This window comes from Luteimonas sp. A501 (genome assembly GCF_054052085.1).
Window position 1 is genome coordinate 1 of the sequence record NZ_JBSVRI010000017.1, and the last position, 3,205, is coordinate 3,205.

The 3,205-nt window shown below is 57.4% G+C and carries 4 protein-coding genes; all 4 read left to right on the top strand.

Features of this window, described 5'->3' with window-relative positions:
• Positions 1-142 precede the first annotated feature (142 nt).
• The 4 genes from ACW7G5_RS14610 (at position 143) to ACW7G5_RS14625 (ending at position 3,039) form a co-directional block, all read left to right on the top strand.
• The gene (locus tag ACW7G5_RS14610; protein WP_457005719.1) at positions 143-451 is read left to right on the top strand and encodes a hypothetical protein; all 309 of its coding nucleotides are present in this window, start codon (positions 143-145) and stop codon (positions 449-451) included.
• 73 nt (positions 452-524) lie between these two features.
• Positions 525-971 carry an HIT family protein gene (locus tag ACW7G5_RS14615; RefSeq protein ID WP_457005720.1) on the top strand — a complete coding sequence of 149 codons (447 nt, stop codon included), beginning with the start codon at positions 525-527 and terminating at the stop codon, positions 969-971.
• Positions 972-1,087: 116 nt separating this feature from the next.
• Positions 1,088-1,486, top strand: coding sequence for a hypothetical protein (locus tag ACW7G5_RS14620; protein ID WP_457005722.1), 399 nt, complete (start codon positions 1,088-1,090; stop codon positions 1,484-1,486).
• A gap of 860 nt (positions 1,487-2,346) precedes the next feature.
• Entirely contained in the window at positions 2,347-3,039 is a 693-nt protein-coding gene (locus ACW7G5_RS14625; RefSeq protein WP_457005724.1) for a TIGR02391 family protein, read from the top strand.
• Positions 3,040-3,205 lie beyond the last annotated feature (166 nt).

Genomic DNA, 3,205 nt, shown 5'->3' on the forward strand with positions numbered 1-3,205 from the left:
TTGTTGTACTGTTCGCCTCAGGGGTTGGGCTGCCGCACGTCGGGCGCAGGTGCCAGGGAACGGCGGCCTAACGAGTCGTTCAAGCCGATGCCGCTTCGCGGCACGGCTTAACTCTGGTGTTAGGCATCACAGGGAGGTTTCCATGCGACTGGTTCTAGCAACAGCAATCCTAGCCTGCTCACCCCAGCTTGCCGCGCAGCACCATCATCACGAGCTTGAGTTCCACCAAGCCAGTGAACTGCTGCCTTGGTGTGAAGCCGAAGCGCGCGCCCATTTCGTCGGAAAGGGCGCTACCCCGTACCAGTGGACAGGGCGCTACTATGACAAGGGAAATGTGCTGTTTGTTGAGGGCAAGATTCGGGCAAACGGAAACGACGTGCCAGTCGCTTGTAGAGTCGCAAGAGGCGGCCGCGAGCGATATGTGGTTATCGAGATCGCAGAGCCCACGTGACGCGCGTGATGCCTAACAATTCATTCAAGCCGACACCGCTTCGCGGCGCGGCTTAATTCAGGCGTTAGGCCTTATGAAGAATGCTCCACCCGGATACGAGTGTCCGTTCTGCGGTATTGCTGAGACACTTCCATCGCCTGCTCCAGAGTCAGCCGTTGTCTTAGTGGATGCCAACGTCTTCGCTTTGGTTCCGACTCACCACTACGCTGGAATAAAAGGCAACTGCTTGGTGGTACCTCGGAGCCACTATGAGAACGTATTGGACATACCGGACAACCTTGGCAGCGACTTCTTTCGTGCCACGCGTCGCCTAGCGCACGCTATGCGGAATGCCTTCGGTTGTGAAGGAATCTCCACTCGGCAACACAACGGGCCAGCCGGAAATCAAGATGTGTGGCACTACCATCTTCATGTATTTCCTCGCTACTCAAATGACGGGCTGCATGCGGGGCAAAAAGTGCCCTACACCACCGAGGAGCGAGGTGAGTTTGCAGCCAGTCTCCGGGCTGCCTTGCGTTAGCGTGGCGCTTGCGGGCCCGGCTACCTGGATGCATCATCCAGGCCTAACAATTCATTCAAGCCGACGCCGCTTCGCGGCGCGGATTAATTCAGGCGTTAGGCCGCAAGGAGTGGATCATGCAAGGATCGATCAAGAGCATCGTCGCGGGTGTGGTGTCAGGTATCGCTACGTACTTCGTATCAATCCAAGCGCTCGGCTACACCAACGCATTCGCAATACCGTCGTGGGCGCCACTGGCTATCTGGGAAGCCGTCGTTGTCTTAGGGCTTGGGGCTGCACTTGTCGCGCTACTTGTCCAGATCGCGGCGCTTCTAATGTTTCGCGCTCGAGCTTCATGGTCACTTGCTGCGTTCTTCGGTGTAGTGTTCCTTGCAATGGCCATGTCGGGTCACCTCACTTACGGCACTAAGACTCTCGTCGCCTACTTCGTGGGCGCAATGTTGGCATCGCTGGCCTATGGCAAGCTGCGGCCTAACAATTCATTCAAGCCGACACCGCTTCGCGGCGCGGCTTAATTCAGGTGTTAGGCCTTGTTTCCCGCACTGCCGGATCAGCATTCTCGGTCGCATAAGGTTCGCCGCTCATCTGTCACTGTTGGCGCCTCGCACGCGCAGTGAGTGGTATCGGCAAGATCGCATGCGGCACCTCGGCTTCGGACAAGCGCGACCCTCCGCAAGATTCGACCTGCCGAGTCGGCTTCGGCCGGGAAGCGGTGGTGGTTCTGGGCCGCGCGAATCGTAGCCTTGGCTTCGCCCCAGCCAAGGCCAGCCCCGCGCTCACCGCCAGGACTTGTTGTACTGTTCCGGCAGGGGTTGGGCTGTCGCAGGCCGGGCGCAAGTTCCGGGCAGCAGCGGCCTAACAAGTCGTTCAAGCCGACGCCACATCGGGGCGCAAATCACATGGCAGATACAGCTTGCCATGTGCTTCACGCCCCGCTGCGGCGCGGCTTAACTCTGGCGTTAGCCCTCAATGAAACAGTTCGGTTACTTGCTGGTAGCAGCGTGCATCTTCGGCGGCAGCATGCATGCCTCAGCTCAGTCGTGTCCAATCTCAGCTGAGCTAGCTCATTGGCGGGCTGACTACTGCCTGGCAGAGGCGGGTACCGAGGACGTAGTTGCTGCTAGCGCTTGCTTGGAGCGAGAGCTGCAGATTCGGTTCCGTAGCCCTTGCAACGGTAAGTACCGCTACAAGGGTGCTATGTGCAAACTGGCAGTTGAGGCAGGATCTTATTCAGGGTCTGCGGAAAGCTGCGTTGATGACCCGCTCTTCGTAGGCCCTACGGTTCGTAATCGCGCCGCTGAGGGCTAACAACTCATTCAAGCCGACACCGCTTCGCGGCGCGGCTTAATTCAAGCGTTAGGCCTTTGGAGCCCGCATGTCCCTAGCTAATGGTGTTCAGCAGTACGTTAAGGCCTACGACAAGGCGGTGGAGATGTTCAATGTCTACCCCGACGCAGACGCGGCAGAGCTTCTTGCACTCCAAAAGAGCCTCGGAGAAGAGTGCGTAAAGCTCGTAGAGGTAACGGGGCTAGACTGGAATCAGTGCGGAAATCTCGGCAGACATTTGACATTCCTCAAGTACTATTTGGACCGGAACGACAAAGATGCATGCCAAGGCGACATCCGCGACATCGTGTTCTGGGACTTGCCAACAGCTCTCCGCAACCTTGCAGAGACTAGCGACGAGTATCAGCACTATGATCAGAAGCTAAAGGATGGTGTGGTTCCGCTGATCAATGGCGAGCATTACGACTCAGCAATGCGAAAGATATTCGTGATTCTCACTGACAGACTCCGTCGCGCCTTCGGCGTTGCAGAGGAGATTGACGGCGATGAGCTTGTCAATCTCGTATTTGGTAGGGGCGGAAAGATTCCGGTTGCGCTTGATGAGCCGAAGAAGCAAGCAATGCGCAACTTGATCAGTGGCTTCTATGGCGTCTATCGCAACCGGATCGCTCACAACGACGTCGAGCCTGGCATGGCTCAGACCAGAGCCATCATGGAGATGGCCAACACGATTATTCTGGACATCGAGGCTATTGCTACTACTTCGGTAAAGCAGGCCTAACAATTCATTCAAGCCGACGCCGCTTCGCGGCGCGGCTTAATTCAGGCGTTAGGCCTTGTTTCCCGCACTGTTGTTGCCGGATTCTAGGCAATCCGTAGCGCCTCGCTCATCCGCAGCGTTTGCACCTCGCACGCGCGGTGCAGGCATCGGCAGTCAGCCCTGCAAC

Coding starts and splice junctions, on each gene's coding strand:
- ACW7G5_RS14625 (WP_457005724.1), top strand. CDS start 2,347: ATGTCCCTAGCTAATGGTGTTCAGCAGTACGTTAAGGCCTACGACAAG.
- ACW7G5_RS14610 (WP_457005719.1), top strand. CDS start 143: ATGCGACTGGTTCTAGCAACAGCAATCCTAGCCTGCTCACCCCAGCTT.
- ACW7G5_RS14620 (WP_457005722.1), top strand. CDS start 1,088: ATGCAAGGATCGATCAAGAGCATCGTCGCGGGTGTGGTGTCAGGTATC.
- ACW7G5_RS14615 (WP_457005720.1), top strand. CDS start 525: ATGAAGAATGCTCCACCCGGATACGAGTGTCCGTTCTGCGGTATTGCT.